Origin of the sequence: Flavobacterium cucumis, from assembly GCF_900148835.1 — a bacterium.
GTDB lineage: Bacteria > Bacteroidota > Bacteroidia > Flavobacteriales > Flavobacteriaceae > Flavobacterium > Flavobacterium cucumis.
Genome location: NZ_FRYK01000008.1, coordinates 11,965 through 30,996, shown reverse-complemented (window position 1 = coordinate 30,996; position 19,032 = coordinate 11,965). Strand labels below are relative to the sequence as shown.

The window sequence follows — 19,032 nt, the reverse complement described above, 5'->3', positions numbered from 1 at the left end:
TTTAATTTGTTGGTAACTTTTTACGACTTTTCATTATTCCATTGGCAATAACAGTGGCTAAAATAATAAGAGCTCCTATGTAAAACATAGGTGACATTTTCTCATTCTCTGGAAAAATGAAAAGCACCAAAATAATGCCGTAAATAGGTTCAAGATTGATTGTTAACATCACGGTGAACGGACTCAGAAACTTCATTACTTTTACCGATGCAGAAAAAGCATAAGCAGTACATATTGAAGACAATAAAAACAACCAGATCAAATCATTTGTAGAAAGTGCAAAAAAAGCTGGGGTAAAACTATCAGCGAAATACAAATAAATACTCAAAAACAAGAAGCCACTAGACAATTCGTATACGGAAATTATATTAGGACTATATTCTTTAGCATATTTTCCATTTATGACGGAAAAAAGCGCTGATAAAAAGGCGGAAGTTACTGCTAAATAAATTCCAGTAGTATACTGCGTTTCTACTTTAAAAATGATGCCCAACCCAAAAATTACAATTAACCCAAAAAGTACTTCATACCAAATTATGTTTCGCTTGTAAAAAATAGGCTCTAAAATAGACGCAAAAAAAGCGCCTGTAGACAAACAAGCTAAAGTAATTGAAACATTAGAAACCTTAATTGCTTGATAAAAAGTAAGCCAATGAAGCGCTATAATAATCCCCGAGAGAATAAACCCTACTAAAACATTAAATGGAACCCTTATGCTCTCCTTGTAGAAAATAACAACAAAGGTCATAATTACTGACGCAAATAACATGCGATACCATACCAAATCTAAAGCTTCAAGAGAAATTAATTTTCCCAAAACTGCTGTAAATCCCCAAATAAATACAATTACATGAAGATGTAAATAGCTTTTTAAATTATCGTTTTGCATTGCGGAGTAAATAGACTGCTAAAATTCCAAAAACTAGATTAGGAAACCATACTGCTAAAAAAGGAGGAATACTCGATTTTTCTGCTAAAGTACCGAAAACTTTATCAAAAAAGATAAAAACAAATGCTATCACAATACCTATTGCCAAATTAATTCCCATCCCTCCTCTTCGTTTCATTGAAGAAACTGCAACCGCAATTATCGTTAATATAAATGCCGAGATCGGTAAACTAAATTTTTTATAAAAAACTACTAAATACGTATTGATATTACCATTTCCTCTAGCTCGCTCCTTATTGATAAATTTATTTAACTCACCAATAGTCATAGTTTCCGCTACATAAATAACTGGAGTCAAATCATCTGGTTCAAAATCAAATGTAAGTTCAATTTTATCTAATGTCGTTATGCTATCATCAACTGAACCAACAGTCCTTTTACTGTAATTATACAGCGTATATTTCTTTGTTTTAGGTTCGTATTTAATCCTATTAGCATTTATTTTTTCAACCAATATATTGTCATTAAATCGCTCGAAAGTAAAATTAAACCCTGTCCTTGATATGTAGTTATAATTACTCACATAAATATTCTCTTCTAGTTTACCTTCTTTTTTAATTTGCCTAAAGATGTCTGAAGTCTCTCTTGTCTGTGAATTTCCCTTTAAATTTTGATAGCGAAAATCATTAAACCCCTTACTTGCTTTTGGAACCAGGAAAAAACCCATTATTAATGCAAAAATAGATACAATAACTGCACCATACATGAAAGGTCGTAAAAATCGACCAAATGAAATTCCCGAACTTAAAATCGCAATAATCTCGGTATTATTGGCTAATTTCGAGGTAAACCAAATAATAGATAAAAACAAGAAAATCGGAAATAACAAATTGGCAAAATACACCGTAAAATCACCATAATACACTAAAATGTCTTTCAGTGGTATTTTCTTTTCAATCATTTTATTCACCTTTTCTGAAACATCTATTGTAATTCCAATAGGAATAAACATAAGTAACATCACCGAAAAAGTGACCAAATAGCGTTTTAAAATGTATTTATCTATTATTTTCATATTTCAATTTTCGAGTTTCAAGTTTCAGGTTTCAAGTTTTTTTAGCTCTGTCATTCCGAGCTTGCTAGGAATCTCCTAACCTTAGGTAAATAGCTAAACAAAGTTTAGCAAAAACACCCATCACCAAATACCTTTCACCTATCAACTTTAAAGTCTTTGACTCATCTGAATCACCATTTTATCTTTCCATTCTCTGAAGGTTCCTGCTAAAATTTGTCTTCTTGCTTCTCGAACCAACCACATGTAAAAACCTAAGTTATGAATGGTAGCAATTTGTTTTCCTAAAAATTCATTTGCTGCAAAAAGATGTCTTAAATACGCTTTAGAATATTCAGTATCTACCCAGGTGTGACCCATTTCGTCAATAGGCGAAAAATCAGCTTCCCACTTTTTGTTTTTAATATTTATCGAGCCATAGGCTGTAAACAACATTCCGTTTCTTGCGTTACGTGTTGGCATCACACAATCAAACATATCAATTCCTAACGCAATATTTTCTAAAATATTGATTGGCGTACCTACTCCCATTAAATATCTTGGCTTGTCTTCTGGAAGAATTGCGGTAACTACTTCTGTCATCGCGTACATCTCTTCAGCTGGCTCACCTACTGATAATCCACCAATAGCATTTCCTTGTGCGCCAACATTAGCAATATATTCTGCTGATTGCGCTCTTAAATCTTTATACGTACTTCCTTGAACAATTGGAAAAAACGTTTGTTCATAACCATATTTAAATGGTAATTTTTCTAAATGAGTAATGCATCGATCTAACCAACGATGGGTCATGTGCATCGAACGTTTTGCATAACGATAATCGCATGGATATGGTGTACATTCATCAAATGCCATAATAATATCCGCACCAATAGTACGTTGAATTTCCATTACATTTTCTGGTGAAAAAAAATGATAAGAACCATCAATATGCGATTTGAATTTTACGCCTTCTTCCTTAATTTTTCTTCTTCCTGATAAAGAATATACTTGATAACCTCCAGAATCGGTTAAGATATTTCTGTCCCAATTCATGAATTTATGCAAACCACCTGCAGCCTCTAAAATTTTCGTCTGAGGTCTTAAATATAAATGATACGTATTCCCTAAAATGATATCAGGGTTAATATCTTGTTTTAACTCGCGTTGGTGAACTCCTTTTACAGAGGCAACCGTTCCTACTGGCATAAAAATTGGCGTTTCAATAACCCCGTGATCGGTTGTTATTTTTCCGGCTCTAGCCTTACTTTTTGGGTCTTTGGTGATTAAATCAAACTTCATATTGTGCTTTTACGAACGGCAAAGATAATTTATTTTGGAATTTAGTCCCGAGGTTTCGGTATCGAATTTGGAATTATTTAAGAAAAGACATAATGTTAACAAAAAGATGAAACAAACTTACCAATACGTAAAGAGGATTGCAACTATTTTTGATTTTAATAAATCTTTACGTCTTCGTGACTTTACAAGCAAAAACAACACACCGTTTAACCAATTTTAAAGCAATCTGTGAACACCATCGTTGAAAAGCACCAATACCACCACCCATTACCCACCACCCATTACCCACCACCCATTACCCACCACCCATTACCCACCACCCATTACCCACCACCCATTACCCACCACCCATTACCCATCACCCATTACCCATCACCCATTACCCATCACCCATTACCCATCACCCATTACCCATCCAAAAAAACAATTCTTAATAACTTCTAACAAAATGATTTGTAGCACCAAAAAAATAAAATTACTTTTGCAATCAAATTAACATATATATTTTTTTATAATGTCTAACACACAACAACTACAAGATTTTACAACACAAGTTCGAAGAGATATTCTTCGTATGGTTCATGCCGTAAATTCAGGTCACCCAGGAGGTTCTTTGGGATGTGCTGAATTTTTGGTTACCCTTTACCAAGACGTTATGAAACGTAACGAAGGTTTTGATATGAACGGAATTGGTGAAGATTTATTCTTCTTATCAAACGGACATATTTCTCCTGTTTTTTACAGTGTTTTAGCTAGAAGCGGTTACTTTTCAGTGGCGGAATTAGCAACATTCAGAAAATTAAATTCAAGATTACAAGGTCACCCAACAACTCATGAAGGTTTACCAGGAATTCGAATGGCATCGGGTTCGTTAGGACAAGGTTTATCAGTTGCAATTGGAGCGGCTCAAGCTAAAAAATTGAATAATGATAATCATTTAGTTTTTGCTCTTTTAGGTGATGGTGAATTACAAGAAGGACAAAACTGGGAAGCAATTATGTATGCTTCAGCAAAAAAAGTAGATAATTTAATCGCTACTATTGACCTTAACGGAAAACAAATCGACGGAACAACCGACGAAGTTTTAGCAATGGGAAGTGTAAAAGCGAAGTTTGAAGCATTCGACTGGATTGTATTAGAAATCAAGGAAGGAAACAACATCGACGCTATCAAGGCTGGTTTAGCTGATGCAAAATCAAAGTCAGGTAACGGAAAACCAGTTTGTATTTTATTACATACAGAAATGGGTAATGGTGTTGATTTTATGATGCACACACACGCTTGGCACGGAAAAGCGCCAAATGATGAGCAATTAGCAAAAGCGTTAGAACAAAATGTTGAAACTTTAGGAGACTATTAATAAGTATTCCGTATTAAGTTACAAGTGTTCAGTAGAATGCAATTAAATTTAAAAACAAATGAAAAAATATAGCAACCAAGGCAGTAAAGATACCCGTTCGGGTTTTGGAGCTGGAATGACAGAATTAGGTCAAAAAAACGAAAATGTAGTAGCACTTTGTGCGGATTTAATTGGGTCATTAAAATTTGATGATTTCAAGAAAAACCACCCAGAGCGTTTCTTCCAAATCGGAATTGCAGAAGCCAACATGATTGGAATTGCTGCTGGTTTAACGATTGGTGGAAAAATTCCTTTCACAGGAACTTTCGCAAACTTTTCTACAGGAAGAGTATACGATCAAATACGTCAATCAGTAGCGTATTCGGATAAGAATGTGAAAATTTGTGCATCTCACGCGGGATTAACGCTAGGAGAAGACGGAGCAACACACCAAATCTTAGAAGACATCGGTTTGATGAAAATGTTACCAGGAATGACCGTAATTAATACTTGTGATTACAACCAAACGAAAGCTGCAACTATTGCCCTAGCAGATCATCACGGACCAGCTTATTTGCGTTTTGGTCGTCCAGTGGTACCTAACTTTATGCCAGCAGACGAACCTTTCGTAATTGGAAAAGCTATCCTATTAAACGAAGGAACCGATGTTACGATTATCGCAACTGGACATTTAGTTTGGGAAGCGTTAGTAGCAGCAGAAGCCTTAGAAGCAAAAGGAATTTCAGCTGAAGTAATTAACATTCACACGATTAAACCGTTAGACGAAGAAGCGATTTTAAAATCAGTTAAAAAAACAGGTTGTGTGGTTACTGCGGAAGAGCATAACATCATTGGTGGTTTAGGAGAAAGCGTTTCAAGAACGTTAGTACAAAACCACTTAGTTCCTCAAGAATTTGTTGCTGTAAACGACAGTTTTGGAGAAAGTGGAACACCGGACCAACTAATGGAAAAATATGGTTTAAACAGTGCAGCCATTATAGAAAAAGCAGAGAAAGTTATAAAAAGAAAGTAATCGTTTTTACTTTTAATCATAGAAGACCTGATGTGATAAATATTGCATCAGGTCTTTTTTTGTACAAATATTTATCTTTACACTCTAAAAATTAGATTTTTAAATATAATATTTCATCTTACTCTTAAAAAGTAAAATTAAAGAATATAGTAATTTAATTTACAAAAGGGAACCCAATATAATGAACATCATTACATCCTCATTTAAATGAATGATAAACTGAAAACAATAAGTAATTTATCATAAAAATAGAGCTAATCGAATCGAAAAAATATCGTAAATTTCGATGGTTTACGAACCAACTTTACAATACTATCTATAGTAATGACAATCAAATACAAATGACTAGATTAAAAAATATTTGGAATAAAAAAAGAATGACATATGCAGCTCTATCCAACTATAAGATGATTTTTCTATATGACGCAATAGGAGCTTTTTTGTCTGCCGTTTTTTTGTTATTCACATTACTCCTATTTAATGAATACTTTGGATTGCCAAGAAAAATTTTGATCTTTTTTATTATAACAGCAAGCTGTTTAAGTTCCTATGCAACAGCTTGTTTCTTATTTTTAAAAAATCAATGGAGGCCTTATATTCGATTTATTGGCATTGCTAACTTACTATACTGCATAACAACAATAGGATCATTAATCTATTACTCAAGTCAAGTTAAACCAATTGAATTAATCTATTTCTTACTTGAAGTAAGTCTTATTTTAGTTCTCAGCTATTGGGAACTTTCTTTAGCTAGCAGAAGTAAAATATAAAAATTAAAGAAACGCTAAACTCACAAAATAATACAAATTAAAAGTGCATTTTTATTTTAATTATACCCATTTTTTATCAAACAACGCTTAAGAGTTGTGTAACCTCAATTGAAAAAATATGATCATTAAAAGAGAACAACTTAATTTGAATAACAAATGTGTAGTGGAAAAACTACTAATAAAAACACCTTTTAAATTTGGATCAACTTTTCAAGATGAAGCATGTTTTTTATTCATCAAAGATGGTGAAAGCATCATAAATTCTTCTACAGAACGTATACATCTATACGTTTCGGAAAGTGTTTTATTAAAATGCGGAAGTTACTTTTCCGAGCAGTTACAAAAATTTGAAAATCGAAATTGTGAAATTTTAGCCTTCCATCTTCATCGCGACATTTTAGAAGAATTATATCACAAAGAATTTCCAAGTTTTATCAAATACCACAGAGAAAAATCTTATGCGCAAAAAATAGAAAAAGAAGATATTATTATTCAATTTATCAATAGTTTAGAGTTATATTTTCAAAATCCAAAATTAGTTAACGATGAATTATTGAAACTTAAAATTAAAGAACTTATTCTCTTGCTTGTTCATACTAGTAACGCTGAAAATATAATAAGCTTATTTTCGTTTCTTTTTAGTCCAAGAAAAGCAAATCTTTTAGAAGTAACACAATCACATCTTTTTTCAAAAATTACAATACCCGAATTAGCTACACTTTCTGGCCGAAGTTTATCAGCATTTAAAAGAGACTTTGAAATTGTATTTAAGGACACACCCGCTAATTATATTAAAGAACAAAAACTTTTAAAAGCTATGCAATTATTGGTGTCAACAGATTTTTCAATTAGTGAAATATGTTATGAAGTCGGATTTACAGATACTTCTCATTTCAGTAAATTGTTCAAAATGAAATATAATATAACACCTAGTTGCTACAGAAAACGGAAACTTTTTAAATAGAGCGTTGAACTTTTTTTCCTTTTTTTTGGACTTTACAACCAAGAAAATTCTAGTTATTTCATCCAATTTTGTTTTTCAATAACTTAAAAATGAAAAAATGAAATACACAACTTATACAACTTGGTTTTTAGCGACATCATTGTTCTTGTTTGGAATTCTTAAATTTATAAATCCGTTCAAATATTGGTACACCATTCAGATTACCAATAGTGAGATAGGTCAGGCATCATACATTTTAGGCATTTTAGGAGAAATTACTGTTGGAACAATCCTTTTATTTTGTTTGCTATTCAAATCCAAAATACCAATCAAATTATACAACTACTTGACGTTACTTTCATTTGTTACAATTTCAATAATAATGTTAATCGCCATCTACGTTCACCTACACCCCAAGGTTCCCCCTACTGTATTACCTCTTAAAATAAAAGAACCTTATATCCCAGCTTTCTTCTTTTTAGTTGCTGTATCGAATATTTACAATTCAATTAAGCAAACCTTAAAATGAAGCATAAACTAATATTAAAAAAATATCAATTCACTACACTTTCACTACCTTTGTACTAATTATTATCCTATGGAAAATTTTAAATTCAAAGAAAGTCCATTCAAAACCTTAATCTCATTTCATAAAGTAATTGAGAGTTTAGAACAAATTGCGTTGTCATCTATTGATTTTAGATCTAATTATGCCAAGGGATTACTTAAGGAAGTGAATGCAAAACCCGAATTAAGAGAAGGGATTGACAATATAGGTTTTATTCAGGAAAACGAAGCATTGATAAAATATTTGTTAGCCGATTTATTCCCAACCGCACTTACCCAGAATGAAATAAAAGCTGTTACGATCCCTTTTCAAAACATAACTTTTAATTATACTGAACGTTTTAAGAAAATCATAAACAATGCTGGGCGTGAAATTAATATGAACATCAGAGATTTTGATGAACATCAATTCTACGCCATGAGTTGTGCTATAATTTTGAATGATTACTACAACTTGAAAATTGATTTTGGAAAACCATTATTTTATGATATTCCGGATGAAAATGGTGTAATGAGACATTATCGAATTCTTTATAACGCTGATTTCGTTGAGATTTACCCTACCGATAGTTTCAAACACCTAACCGAGGATGAAATTAATGAATTAGTTGATAATTATGATAATACAGCGCTTTGGAAAGAAAAATTCCCACCAAATTCATGGATTTTCAAAGGCTTTGTTATTGTTTCATTAGTAGATGTTACCGTTGAAAATGCGGTTTCTAATTTGAAAACCTACCTGCTGAATCCAGAGTTTAAAAACACCAATAACAAAGAAAATTCAAACACCATTTTTAGATCTGTATTCAAAATTCCAGATTTAAAATTAGGATTCACCATGTACAATCAAGAAGAAGATACATTTGAAAAACCTATTTTTAATAATGAAAGTATGTTCAGCTTCATTCTTTTGGATGAAAAAGAATCGGATTGCAAAAACGCCCTTTGTGGGTGTACCTATGAAAACTTAATTGAAAACAAAGCAATTTTTGTAATTCCAGATACGGAAGCATTTGCAAAACAAAAACAAAATACTCTTTTCGGAGAAAAACTAATTCGTCAAAACATTAAAAGTTTTTTATTAGCTCCTATTATCAAAGAAAACAAATTATTAGGCGTTTTAGAATTAGCCTCTTCTCAAGTCAGAGCTTTAAATTCAATTAATGCTAATAAATTAGAATTAATTATGCCATTTCTTGAAGACACTATTGTTAGTAGTATTGAAGATATGCAAAACCAAATTGAAGCCATCATTCAGAAAGAATACACTACAATTCATCCAAGTGTATACTGGAAATTCAAACGTGAAGCAAAAAATTATTTTCAAAACAATAGCATCTCGAAAGAGTACAGTTTAAAAGAAATTGTTTTTAAAGAAGTATTCCCTCTATATGGTCAAATAGATATTAAAGGTTCATCCGAACACAGAAATGAAACACTAAAAACCGATATAAAAAATCAATTAATTCGCATTTTAAATATTTTAGAGCAAATAAAGTCCAACTCAAATCTTTTAATTATTGAACAAAGAAAATATGAAATTCAACAATTAATTGAAGAAATAAAAGCTCCATTAAAAACAGATACCGAACAACAAATTCATCATTTTATTGAAAATGAAATACATCCTATTTTAAATTCGCTTCAAACAGAAAAAGAAGTATCGGAAAAAATTGAAAATTATTTTGCTTCATTAGATGCTAAATCGGGCATGTATTACCATGCTAGAAAAGATTTTGATGAAACATTAGCTGTAATTAATAAAAAACTTGCCGCAATTTTAGACAGCAAACAAATTGAAGCACAAAACATCTATCCTCACTATTTTGAACGTTTTAAAACAGACGGTGTAGAACATAATTTATACATCGGCGAAGCAATCGCTCCCAACCTTCCATTTGATAAAATATTTCTGAGTAATTTACGATTATGGCAATTGCAGACCATTTGTGAAATGGAACTAGAACACCAACGTATAAAGAACGAATTGCCTTATCTATTAGAAGTAACATCATTAATTTTAGTCTTCAGCACCCCTATTTCTATTCGATTTAGAATGGACGAAAAACGATTTGATGTTGACGGATCCTACAATGCTCGTTATGAGGTAGTCAAAAAACGTATCGACAAAGCCAATATAAAAGATACCAATAAAAGAATTACCGAAACGGGTAAAATCACAATTGTATATTCACATAGTCAAGAAGAAACGGAATATTTGAAATATATCAAATTCTTACAATACAAAAAAATACTTCAGCCTAAAATTGAACGTTTTGAAGTAGAAGATCTCCAGGGTATTTCTGGATTAAAGGTTTTAAGAGTTCAAGTGATGCAAAATGAAAACAATCATAAAAGTTACACTTATCAAGAGCTTTTGAATGAATTGAATTAAATTCCAGAATTCTTAAATGCTATGATAAACATAAGTACGGATACAATAATCCCAACCATAAAAATGTTATAAGTAATTCTGAGCAACCTATATTTTCGTTCCAAAACCAAACCTAAGTTATACAAATCTTTAATCATCGCGTTGTATAAATATTCGCGATCTTTCATCATTTCATTAACCGCATCTTCATACTCTTGGTAAGGCATTTTATAGAAATTACCAAAGAAAAGAAGATTAACTTTTCGCTCCTGAACATCAAATTGGGAAAAAGTACCAGTTGTAACTTTTGGTCGTGTAGACAGAATAGCAAAAATAATAGACACCACACTAAAAACAATCAACACCAAAGTTGGAATCACTAAATGTGCATTATTTGGACTGTCTAATTTCGGTATTAAAGTTGAAAGTGCAATGGATATTATAATGGCATTTACCGAAAGTAAAATATTGGCTTTACTATCGGCAATTTCACTCAATCGAGTATGATTATTTAGGGTAACACGAAACATAGTATCAATTCCACGCTCCGACTTTTCTGTCTTCTTTGAATCTGAAACAATAGGATCAACAGTATTGATCATTTTCTTTATCCTTTTTTCAATTCGAGCAATATTTTTTTCTTTAATAGGTTGCCAAAAAGTCAATGCAAATGGTGTATAAAACACATGCCTTTGGGTGAGCATTATTAAATTTTCTTTAGCCCACTCTAAATCTGTAAAAGTCTTATCACAAGTGTTTTTCCATTCTTCACGAAGAAATTCACAAAGCGTCAAATAATGCTCATTAGCAAAATGAAAATAATCAGCATCTCTTATAATTTGTTCTAAATTATTTGCAGGCTTTGCATTAAAAACTGTTGCCATTATAAGACCCGAAACCGCTTTAAAAAGAACTTCTTTTCCTGCTTGTTGTTCCAAAAAGGATTCTAAAATTGCTACACTAGCTACCTCGTGATTTTGTACTCCTTTTATATAACCCGTATCATGAAACCAAGCGGCAAGTAATAATTTTTCAGTATCTTCGTCGGAAATTTGTTGATACTTTGCTATGGAGGTTACAGCCTTGACTACCCCAACTGTATGATTGAAATTATGATAAAGAAAAGTAGAAGGCAATTGTTCTTGAAGTAATCGCGTTACAAATTGCTCTGCTTGTTGAATCAGGTTCATGTAATAATTATTTAAGTTACTAAATTATGAAAATGTTTTGGGTTTTTACTACTTTAACAATAAATAGAATCTATATTGTTTTCCTTGTTTCAATTTTGTTATTTTCTTGTGCTTCAAATTCCGTTCGTGTCGGTTCAAATATTAAAAAAAATGGTATTGCATATATGCAAGATAGTAGCGCAATAGCTATCAGTCACACCTTTTTTTTTATTGGAGATGCCGGGAATACTGTAAATAAAGAAACTCAACAAACGTTAGAAATCTTAAAAAAAGAAGTTACTACAACTAGCAAAGAAACAACATTACTTTTTTTAGGGGATAATATTTATCCAAAAGGAATGCCTACAGAAAGTAACCCAATTAGCAGAAAAGAGGCCGAAGAGAAAATAATATTACAATTAAAAGTAGCTGAAAACTTTAAAGGAAAAACCATTTTTATTCCAGGCAATCACGATTGGTACAACGGTTTGGTAGGACTAAACGAACAAGAAAAGTTTATTGCCAATTATTTAAACGATAAAAAAGCATTTTTACCCAAAAAAGGTTGTCCAATCGAAACGGTAAAGGTTAACGATGAAGTAAATGTCATCATAATTGACAGTGAATGGTTTTTACAAGATTGGGACAAACACCCAACGATGAATGATGATTGTAACATCAAAACCCGATTTGAGTTCTTTGAAGAACTACGAAGTGAAATCAATAAAAGTCAAAACAAATTCACCATTCTGGCTATTCATCATCCCTTAATTAGCCATGGCCCTCATGGCGGTGTTTATGCTTTAAAAAAACACCTATACCCTATTAATAATAAGATTCCATTGCCTATTGTTGGGTCATTTATAAATCTTTTAAGAAAAACTTCAGGGGCTAGTCCACAAGATTCACAAAACAAGATGTACCGTGAACTAGTTAATAAGATTAAACCTTTAATCCAAAATCGCGATAATGTTTTAGTTGTCTCTGGACACGAACACAACTTACAATTTATAGAAAGTGATCAGATAAAGCAGCTAATTAGCGGTGCTGCTTCAAAAAAAGAAGCTGCTAAAGCTATGTTCCCAAACGATTTTTCATTCGGAGGTTATGGTTTTAGCAAAGTTGAAGTATTCAAGGATAAATCAGCTTTAATTACTTTTTATAGTACTAACGAAGGACAACTAAAAAAATTACATACGCATTATATTTCAAAACCTGATGAGTACTTCAATCCAAATAGTAGCTCCTATAATCTAGATACAAGAGTAAAAGCAACGATATATACAGACGATTTAACGAAGAAGAGTAAGCTTTATAAGTTTATCTGGGGCAACCATTATCGCCACTATTATAATTTACCTGTTGAAGCTAATACGGTACAACTAGACACGCTTTTTGGTGGAGTAACGCCTACCATATCTGGTGGAGGCAATCAATCTGAATCTTTACGATTAATAGACAAAGATGGCAAAGAATATGTAATGCGAGCACTCAAAAAAAATGCTACCCGATTTTTACAATCAGCTTTTAGAGATCAAAATGCAATGGCGAGTTTTAAAGATACGTATGCTGAAAAGTTCATTTATGATTTCTATACATCAAGTCACCCATTTACACCATTCATCATTGGCGATTTATCCGACAGAATTGGACTTTACCACAGCAATCCAAAACTTTATTTCATACCAAAACAACACCGATTAGGTAAATTTAATGATGCTTTTGGTGACAAATTATACATGGTAGAAGAGCGACAATCAAAAGAACATATCGACTTAGAGAGTTATGGAAAACCTCAAGACATCATTGGAACAGATGAAGTCTTAGAGAACATTACAAAAGATGAAAAATATCAAGTCGACGAAGCTTCTTACATAAAGGCACGATTGTTTGATATGCTGATTGGAGATTGGGACAGACATCAAGATCAATGGAGATGGTCAGAATTTGAAAAAGACGGAAATATCATTTACAAACCAATTCCTAGAGACCGAGATCAAGCTTTTGCAAAACCCGATGGTAATTTAACTAGTTTGTTGTTAAATATCCCAGGAGCGAGACATATAACCCATTTTAAAGCTACATTTCCAAGTGAAAAATGGTTTAATTTTTCGGCTCATAGTTTAGATATTGCTTTTATTAAAAAGGCAACTTTTGAAGATTGGAAAAAACAGACCAACTGGATAATATCACAATTAAGTGATAAAGCCATTGATGAAGCATTTGCAAAACTTCCAATTGAAATTAGAGACGATGAAACAACTGCCGAAATTAAAGCCAAACTTCGCAATAGAAAAAAAGAATTAGAGGCGTTTGCATTCAAATATTATAAGCTATTGCAAAAGAGAATTATACTAACAGGAACAGATAAAAAAGATAAATTCAGAATAGAACGCTTAGCGGATGATAAAACTAAAATAACTTGGATTCGAATGAAGAAAGATGGTGAAGAATACCAATTTTCTAAAACTTACGATAAAAAAGATACAAAAGAAATATGGATATATGGCTTGGATGATGATGATGTTTTTGAGGTTGTGGGCAAAACAAAAAAGCACAGTATAATTCGCCTAGTAGGAGGGCAAAATCATGACATTTACAATATTGAAAATGGAAAAAAAGTAAAAGTATATGATTACAAATCAAAAGAAAATACCATTCAAGCTCAAAGCGGAGCGATTGTTAATTTTAAAGACGATTACGAATTAAACGAATATCATTATAAAAAACCAAAATACAATCATTCATTTCTATTGCCTATGCTAGGCTTTAATCCAGATGATGGGGTAAAAATAGGCGGTAATTTTAGCTATGTTAAACAAGGTTTTATCAATAACCCCTATCAAGCAAAACACATCGTAAGCGCCAATTATTATTTTGCCACTGAGGGAGTCGAGTTGAATTACAAAAATAGTTTCACTAAAGTTTTAGGAAAATGGAACTTGGAATTAGATTCTCGTTACACCACTCCTAATTTTAGTATCAATTATTTTGGCTACGGAAATGAAACAAAAAATTTTGATCAAAATAAAGGAATGGACTATAATAGAGTTAGAATACAACTTTTAAAAATTGCCCCAGCATTAAAATATATTGGTAGAATGGGAAGCGAAATAACGCTTCAAACATCATTTGAAAATATTGAAGTAGAAGAAACGTATAACCGTTTTATTAACGAACCCAACGCAATCAATCCAGAAGTTTTTGAATACCAGCAATTTGCAGGTGCATCATTTCAATATACCTTCAAGAACTATGATAGAGCAGCTAACCCTACTTTAGGAATGATTTTTTCTGTACGAGGCACTTGGAAAACGAACTTATCTAATAGTAAGAAAAATTTCACTTATTTAGAAAGTGAACTAGGATTTAGTCATAAACTTGTAAAATCTAACAAACTAGTTTTAGGAACCTTGTTAAAGGGGAAAATTTTATTTAATGATAATTTTGAATTCTATCAAGGGGCTACATTGGGGGGTGATTATGACTTAAGAGGATTTAGAAATGAACGCTTCTTAGGACAACAATCTTTTTTTCAAAGTACCGACTTAAGATGGAATATAGGCAAAATAAAAAGTATTGTTCCTATGAGTTATGGGATTCTAGCAGGTTATGACTATGGTCGGGTTTGGTTGGAAGGTGATCGATCTAACAAATGGCATCAATCTATTGGGGGTGGATTATGGTTGAGTGGATTGGATTTAGTAACAGCACGCTTAACATTCTTTAATAGTGAAGATGGTAACAGAATAGCCTTCGGACTAGGTTTTGGATTTTAATTTTAAAAGCATGAAAAAAATAATAATTATAATCATAGGTGTATTCACCGTATCCAATAATAAAATAGTAGCACAAATAGATTCATTAAAACAAGATACTATTATCATATCGCACAAAATTGAAATTGATTCGATAAGAAAAGAGACGAAATGGAGTCAGTTAAAGTTTGATGCAAGAAACAGCGCTAATGGTTTTTTACACACCTTTGCTAGACCTTTACATTGGGATAAAAAAGATTTCACTTACTTTGGTGCTACTATTCTTGCGACAGGAATTACATACCTTTCAGATGAAGAGATCAGTTCTTTTTTTAGACAACAGGATCAAGATATTCCTGGAGTGGTTAGTGAATTTGGTTTCAGATTTGGGAAACCGCAAATCAATTATGGTATCACAGGAAGTGTCTACCTATTTGGATTGCTAACAAATAACGAAAAATTGCGTTATGCTGGCGTCCTTATGATTTCATCTGCAAGTGTTAGCGGACTTTTACAACAAACCCTAAAAACCATTGCAGGTAGAGCTCGACCAAGTACAGAATTAGGGTCAAATTATTTTAAACTTTTTGATGGAACACCAGCTTTTAGTTCATTTCCTTCTGGTCATACAGCACTTTCTGTCACCACCTGTTATGCCTTATCTAAACAATTTGATAATCCTTGGGTTAAAGCTGGTTTTTATACCTTAGGAATGATTTCACCAATGTCCAGAATATGGCAAGGAGCGCATTGGGCTTCTGATGTACTTTTAAGTACCATAATGAGTGTAGCCATAGTAGAATCGGTAGATTCTTATTTAAAAAAAGACAATAAATATAACGTACAACCTGAAATTGCTAAAAATAAAATTTCTTGGAATTTGAACCTAGGATACAATCAAATTGGTTTAGTTGGTGTTTTTTAAATCTTCCAAAGTTACCTCATATAAATTGCCTCCCATCTTTTTAGAACGTTCATCAGCAATTAACAAAGTGGCATTGTCTTTAAAACAAATGGATTCTTTCTGACTGTAATGATCAAATTTTAACATTGTAGCAGTACCTGTGGTAAAAGCATCATTTTTAAAGTTCTCAAACAGCCATAAACGATCATGACTTAATAAAACTACTTTTTTAGCATCTGGACTAATTGCAGCTCCCGTAATTACACAAGAATTATAATTGCCACAGGTAGTATAAGTTCCTATCAATTTTGCAGCATGATTTCCTGCCTTAGCGGGTATTTTGTAAATAAGAGTGGTTCCGTCAAATTCTTTACTTCTATTTTTAGTAAACAAATAGAAATAATTCTTATGATAAAAAAATGCTTCACAATCATAAAACTTTTCCTTTTTTTTCGCAGGAAAATCAATTTGCTCTGGATAATGAAAAGTAATTTTTTCAGTTACTTGATTATAGTCAGGAGCTGAAACTTTGTAGATACTTAAATCTTTTCGGTCATTATCATTATTACCAAAATCCCCAATATAAAGATGCTGATTTTCATCTTTTGTTAATTCTTCCCAATCAATATTTGAAATAGAATCAAATACAATTTCTTGTTTTGCAGTTCCATTATCATTTAAAGCAGTAATTTTAGGTTCATTGCCACTGTCTTCAAGTGTCCAAAGTAAACCATTCACATAGGTAATACCAGAAACTTCATGCAACTGAGATGGAAATTCGTATTTGATTTTAAGAGATTGTGCTAGATTAACATTTTGATTGCAAGAAAACAAGACCAATACAACAAATAATATTTTTATAAAAGAGTTTTTCATTATGGAAAATTAACATCAAATTTAGCGAAATGTAAAGAATAAAAAAAGAAAAGATACTTATATTTGAATTAAGTAAAAACTAATGTGTATTCAAATAATGGAGATTAAAATATATCAAATTGACGCTTTCACTAATAAAGTTTTTTCAGGAAATTCAGCAGCAGTCTGTCCACTAAATGGTTGGCTAGACGATGCTATATTACAAAAAATTGCAATGGAAAATAATTTAGCTGAAACCGCTTTCTATGTAAAGAAAGACAACCATTATGAAATCAGGTGGTTTACTCCAACAGTTGAAGTAGATCTTTGTGGACATGCTACTTTAGCAACAGCTTTTGTTTTATTTCATCATGAAAATCACACTGAAAATAATATCAATTTCTTCTCGTCCAGAAGTGGCCATTTAACTGTTGCTAGAGAGCTCAATTATCTAACTTTAAATTTCCCTCTCGATGAAATAAAAGAAGTAGCATTAACTTCTGAAATAGCGAATTGCTTTACTTCATCTCCCCTTACAGTTATTAAAGGAAAAACAGATTATCTTGTGATTTTTGAAAACGAAGAAGCAATTATAAATATGAACCCAAATTTTGAAAATATTGCTAAATTAGATGCTAGAGGCGTAATTGTCTCTGCTAAGGGGAACAAAGTAGATTTTGTCTCTCGATTTTTCGCACCTCAAATTGGTATCATTGAAGACCCAGTCACGGGTTCGGCTCACACCACACTTACACCCTATTGGTCAAAAAAATTAAACAAAACAACACTAACCGCAACTCAAGTTTCTAGCCGAGGTGGAGAATTGAAATGTAAAGTAGTACAGGATAGAGTCGAAATTAGTGGTCAAGCTAAATTATTTTTAAAAGGATTACTTTATATAGAATAAAAAATATGTATGCTATTCTAAAATCGTTTTTAAAAAGTAAAACTAGTATTGACGAAACTACTTTGAATGAGATTTGTTCTCATTTTAAACAAATTAAAACCAAAAAAAATGAAATTTTACTTCATTTTGATCAGGTAGCAGATCGGTATTATTTTGTAAACAAAGGTTGCATTCGATTATTTACCATAACAAGAGATGGTAATGAAATTTCAAGGTTCTTTGCTTTTGAAGGAAGCTTTGGAACGGCTCTTCCTAGTTTTATTGATCAAAAACCGGCAGAAGAATACCTACAAACGATTGAAAATTCAGAATTACTCTCAATTTCAAGAACTGATTTTTATCATTTAGTAGCAACAATTCCTCAATTTGCTAAAATCTATACTGAAATATTAGAGCTTGGTTTCATCGTTGCCCAAAAAAGAATTTATGGCTTTCAGGGATATGATGCCCTTTACAAAGTGAAATGGACTATTCAAAATCAGCCACAACTATTACTTCGAGTTTCAAATAAAATGACTGCTAGTTATTTAGGAATTTCTCCCTCAACACTAAGCCGAATAAAATCAAAACTTTGAATTCGTTGACTTAAGTCAATCTTTTTCATTTTTAGAGCCACTAACTTTGCATAAAAAATGAAAATGAAAACACTTATTTTAACAACTTTTCTTTGTACCACAATCGCTTTTGGACAAGAAAGCAAAGCAAACAACAAAAAAAATAGCTTTCCTAGTGATAGACTACTAACGGTTGTGAGTCTGAATCAAAAAACCGCATTTGATCTTTTAGAAATTGCACACGAATCCGCAGCCGATTTAAACAAAAAAGTTGCGGTTGCCATTTTAGATGCTTCTGGAACTTTAATTTTACTCACACGAGATTCAAGTGTTGGAACTCATAACATGGAAGCTGCCAGAAAAAAAGCATTTACAGCCTTAAGCACTAAAACTGCTACATTGCAATTATCTAGAAATGCTGCTTCCAACGCAGATACACAAAACTTAAATACATTACCCGATTTATTATTACTTGGCGGAGGGGTTCCGATATGGCATAACAACCAAATTGTAGGAAGCATCGGAATTGCAGGCGCTGGAGGTCCTGAGAATGATGACCTTATTGCAAAATCTGCTACATTAGAAAAAATCAAATTGAAATAATTATAAAAAATTGA

General features: G+C 32.0%; 16 protein-coding genes. 11 read left to right on the top strand and 5 right to left on the bottom strand.

What is annotated here, in order from left to right:
• Position 1: 1 nt before the first annotated feature.
• The 3 genes from BUE95_RS13365 to tgt form a co-directional block, all read right to left on the bottom strand.
• On the bottom strand, positions 2-889 hold the full coding sequence (locus BUE95_RS13365; protein WP_073585354.1) for a DMT family transporter: 888 nt from the start codon (positions 887-889) through the stop codon (positions 2-4).
• Positions 876-1,964 carry an LptF/LptG family permease gene (locus BUE95_RS13360; RefSeq protein ID WP_073585352.1) on the bottom strand — a complete coding sequence of 363 codons (1,089 nt, stop codon included), beginning with the start codon at positions 1,962-1,964 and terminating at the stop codon, positions 876-878. Before BUE95_RS13360 ends, BUE95_RS13365 begins: the two co-directional genes overlap by 14 nt.
• 147 nt (positions 1,965-2,111) lie before the next feature.
• A complete protein-coding gene (gene tgt, locus BUE95_RS13355; RefSeq protein ID WP_073585350.1) occupies positions 2,112-3,242 on the bottom strand; it encodes a tRNA guanosine(34) transglycosylase Tgt in 1,131 nt (376 codons plus the stop codon).
• A 511-nt stretch (positions 3,243-3,753) separates the two neighbouring features.
• Here tgt and BUE95_RS13345 point away from each other — a divergent pair.
• The 6 genes from BUE95_RS13345 to BUE95_RS13320 all read left to right on the top strand — a co-directional run bounded on the left by BUE95_RS13345 (position 3,754) and on the right by BUE95_RS13320 (position 10,289).
• Positions 3,754-4,602 carry a transketolase gene (locus BUE95_RS13345; protein ID WP_200778628.1) on the top strand — a complete coding sequence of 283 codons (849 nt, stop codon included), beginning with the start codon at positions 3,754-3,756 and terminating at the stop codon, positions 4,600-4,602.
• A 58-nt stretch (positions 4,603-4,660) separates the two neighbouring features.
• The gene (locus BUE95_RS13340) at positions 4,661-5,614 is read left to right on the top strand and encodes a transketolase family protein (protein WP_073585346.1); all 954 of its coding nucleotides are present in this window, start codon (positions 4,661-4,663) and stop codon (positions 5,612-5,614) included.
• Between the two features lie 341 nt (positions 5,615-5,955).
• The gene (locus tag BUE95_RS13335) at positions 5,956-6,384 is read left to right on the top strand and encodes a hypothetical protein (protein WP_073585344.1); all 429 of its coding nucleotides are present in this window, start codon (positions 5,956-5,958) and stop codon (positions 6,382-6,384) included.
• 118 nt (positions 6,385-6,502) lie between these two features.
• Positions 6,503-7,348, top strand: a complete 846-nt coding sequence (locus BUE95_RS13330) for a helix-turn-helix domain-containing protein (protein ID WP_073585342.1) — start codon at positions 6,503-6,505, stop codon at positions 7,346-7,348.
• Positions 7,349-7,445: 97 nt separating this feature from the next.
• Positions 7,446-7,856 (top strand): hypothetical protein, encoded by a 411-nt coding sequence (locus BUE95_RS13325; protein ID WP_073585339.1) that lies wholly within the window; start codon positions 7,446-7,448, stop codon positions 7,854-7,856.
• A gap of 69 nt (positions 7,857-7,925) precedes the next feature.
• Positions 7,926-10,289, top strand: coding sequence for a GAF domain-containing protein (locus tag BUE95_RS13320; protein ID WP_073585338.1), 2,364 nt, complete (start codon positions 7,926-7,928; stop codon positions 10,287-10,289).
• Here BUE95_RS13320 and BUE95_RS13315 read toward each other — a convergent pair.
• Positions 10,286-11,458, bottom strand: a complete 1,173-nt coding sequence (locus tag BUE95_RS13315) for a Pycsar system effector family protein (RefSeq protein WP_073585336.1) — start codon at positions 11,456-11,458, stop codon at positions 10,286-10,288. The genes BUE95_RS13320 and BUE95_RS13315 overlap by 4 nt on opposite strands.
• Positions 11,459-11,484: 26 nt before the next feature.
• Here BUE95_RS13315 and BUE95_RS13310 point away from each other — a divergent pair, with 26 nt between their 5' ends.
• Both BUE95_RS13310 and BUE95_RS13305 read left to right on the top strand, forming a co-directional pair.
• Positions 11,485-15,216, top strand: coding sequence for a metallophosphoesterase (locus BUE95_RS13310; protein WP_073585334.1), 3,732 nt, complete (start codon positions 11,485-11,487; stop codon positions 15,214-15,216).
• A 10-nt stretch (positions 15,217-15,226) separates the two neighbouring features.
• Positions 15,227-16,120, top strand: a complete 894-nt coding sequence (locus BUE95_RS13305; RefSeq protein WP_073585332.1) for a phosphatase PAP2 family protein — start codon at positions 15,227-15,229, stop codon at positions 16,118-16,120.
• Here BUE95_RS13305 and BUE95_RS13300 read toward each other — a convergent pair.
• Positions 16,103-16,975: a hypothetical protein gene (locus BUE95_RS13300; RefSeq protein WP_073585330.1), complete on the bottom strand. Its 873-nt coding sequence runs from the start codon at positions 16,973-16,975 to the stop codon at positions 16,103-16,105. The two genes, BUE95_RS13305 and BUE95_RS13300, sit on opposite strands and share 18 nt — an antisense overlap.
• A 97-nt stretch (positions 16,976-17,072) precedes the next feature.
• Between BUE95_RS13300 and BUE95_RS13295 the strand changes: the two genes are divergently transcribed.
• The 3 genes from BUE95_RS13295 (at position 17,073) to BUE95_RS13285 (ending at position 19,018) form a co-directional block, all read left to right on the top strand.
• On the top strand, positions 17,073-17,861 hold the full coding sequence (locus BUE95_RS13295) for a PhzF family phenazine biosynthesis protein (RefSeq protein ID WP_073585328.1): 789 nt from the start codon (positions 17,073-17,075) through the stop codon (positions 17,859-17,861).
• 5 nt (positions 17,862-17,866) lie between these two features.
• Positions 17,867-18,436, top strand: coding sequence for a Crp/Fnr family transcriptional regulator (locus BUE95_RS13290; protein WP_073585326.1), 570 nt, complete (start codon positions 17,867-17,869; stop codon positions 18,434-18,436).
• Between the two features lie 63 nt (positions 18,437-18,499).
• A complete protein-coding gene (locus tag BUE95_RS13285; protein WP_143165316.1) occupies positions 18,500-19,018 on the top strand; it encodes a heme-binding protein in 519 nt (172 codons plus the stop codon).
• Positions 19,019-19,032 lie beyond the last annotated feature (14 nt).

What these genes read in the sequence shown, in the direction of transcription:
- BUE95_RS13365 (WP_073585354.1), bottom strand. Translation starts at nt 889, where the DNA reads ATGCAAAACGATAATTTAAAAAGCTATTTACATCTTCATGTAATTGTA.
- BUE95_RS13360 (WP_073585352.1), bottom strand. Translation starts at nt 1,964, where the DNA reads ATGAAAATAATAGATAAATACATTTTAAAACGCTATTTGGTCACTTTT.
- tgt (WP_073585350.1), bottom strand. Translation starts at nt 3,242, where the DNA reads ATGAAGTTTGATTTAATCACCAAAGACCCAAAAAGTAAGGCTAGAGCC.
- BUE95_RS13340 (WP_073585346.1), top strand. Translation starts at nt 4,661, where the DNA reads ATGAAAAAATATAGCAACCAAGGCAGTAAAGATACCCGTTCGGGTTTT.
- BUE95_RS13335 (WP_073585344.1), top strand. Translation starts at nt 5,956, where the DNA reads ATGACTAGATTAAAAAATATTTGGAATAAAAAAAGAATGACATATGCA.
- BUE95_RS13330 (WP_073585342.1), top strand. Translation starts at nt 6,503, where the DNA reads ATGATCATTAAAAGAGAACAACTTAATTTGAATAACAAATGTGTAGTG.
- BUE95_RS13325 (WP_073585339.1), top strand. Translation starts at nt 7,446, where the DNA reads ATGAAATACACAACTTATACAACTTGGTTTTTAGCGACATCATTGTTC.
- BUE95_RS13320 (WP_073585338.1), top strand. Translation starts at nt 7,926, where the DNA reads ATGGAAAATTTTAAATTCAAAGAAAGTCCATTCAAAACCTTAATCTCA.
- BUE95_RS13315 (WP_073585336.1), bottom strand. Translation starts at nt 11,458, where the DNA reads ATGAACCTGATTCAACAAGCAGAGCAATTTGTAACGCGATTACTTCAA.
- BUE95_RS13310 (WP_073585334.1), top strand. Translation starts at nt 11,485, where the DNA reads ATGAAAATGTTTTGGGTTTTTACTACTTTAACAATAAATAGAATCTAT.
- BUE95_RS13305 (WP_073585332.1), top strand. Translation starts at nt 15,227, where the DNA reads ATGAAAAAAATAATAATTATAATCATAGGTGTATTCACCGTATCCAAT.
- BUE95_RS13300 (WP_073585330.1), bottom strand. Translation starts at nt 16,975, where the DNA reads ATGAAAAACTCTTTTATAAAAATATTATTTGTTGTATTGGTCTTGTTT.
- BUE95_RS13295 (WP_073585328.1), top strand. Translation starts at nt 17,073, where the DNA reads ATGGAGATTAAAATATATCAAATTGACGCTTTCACTAATAAAGTTTTT.
- BUE95_RS13290 (WP_073585326.1), top strand. Translation starts at nt 17,867, where the DNA reads ATGTATGCTATTCTAAAATCGTTTTTAAAAAGTAAAACTAGTATTGAC.
- BUE95_RS13285 (WP_143165316.1), top strand. Translation starts at nt 18,500, where the DNA reads ATGAAAACACTTATTTTAACAACTTTTCTTTGTACCACAATCGCTTTT.